This window comes from Streptomyces sp. SID4985, from assembly GCF_009863025.1.
Classification (GTDB): Bacteria; Actinomycetota; Actinomycetes; order Streptomycetales; family Streptomycetaceae; genus Streptomyces.
Genome location: NZ_WWIR01000015.1, coordinates 1 through 1044, shown reverse-complemented (window position 1 = coordinate 1044; position 1044 = coordinate 1). Strand labels below are relative to the sequence as shown.

Genomic DNA, 1044 nt, shown 5'->3' with positions numbered 1-1044 from the left:
TGGAGCACTTCTGGTGGGGCTCGGTCTTCCTGATCAACCTGCCGGTGACGGCCCTGCTGGTCCTCGTCGGCGCCCGCACCCTGCCCGAGTCCCGCGACCCGAGGCCCGGCCCCTGGGACCTGCCCAGCGTCGCCCTCTCCCTGACCGGGATGCTCGGCGTGGTCTACGCGGTCAAGGAGACCGCCACCCACGGCCCCACCGCCCCCGCCCTCGCCACGGGCCTGCTCGGCGCGGCCGCGCTCTACGGCTTCGTACGCCGCCAGCTCGCCCTGCCCACCCCGCTCCTGGACGTACGGCTCTTCCGGCGCCGGGGCTTCGGCGGGGCGGTCCTGGCCGACCTGCTCACCGTGCTCGGCATGTCCGGGCTGGTGTTCTTCCTGTCCCAGTACCTTCAACTGGTCCAGGGCAGGCACCCGTTCGAAGCGGGCCTGGCCGAACTGCCCGCCGCCGTCGGCGCGGTCGCGGCCGGCCTCCTCGCGGGCCGCGCCGCCCGCCGCTTCTCGGTCCGCGCGGTCGTCTCGGCGGGCCTGGCCGCCATCGGCGTCGCCCTCGCGGCCCTCACCACGATCAGCGAGTCCACCGGCTACCCCCTCCTCGGCGCCACCCTCCTGATCGTCGGCGTGGGCGCGGGATTCTCCTTCACCGTCACCGCCGACGTCATCCTCTCCAGCGTCCCGAAGAACCAGGCGGGCGCGGCATCCGCCGTCTCGGAAACGGCCTACGAACTGGGCGCGGCCCTGGGCATCGCCCTATTGGGCTCGATCGTGACGGCGGCGTACCGCGACTTCACGGCTCCGCCGGGCACCCCGACAGCGGCCCACGAATCACTGGGCGCGGCCGTGGAAACAGCAACAAAACTGCCCCCGACGACCGCACACGACCTCCTGGAAGCATCCAGAGAAGCATTCGTACACGGCCTGCACATGGCGTGCGGAGCGGGGGCAGCGGTGCTTTTGACGACGGCAGTCGCAGCCTGGTTCCTGCTGGCCAGGCAACGGCTGGACAAGTGCTTTTAGGGGCGCGGGGAACTGCGCGACAAGCCAC

The 1044-nt window shown here is 72.1% G+C and carries 1 protein-coding gene; it reads left to right on the top strand.

The annotated features are described in order from the left end of the window. Positions 1 to 1016: MFS transporter (locus tag GTW40_RS00620; RefSeq protein WP_161178166.1), on the top strand; the 1016-nt coding region annotated here is incomplete at its 5' end. Positions 1017 to 1044: the final 28 nt, after the last annotated feature.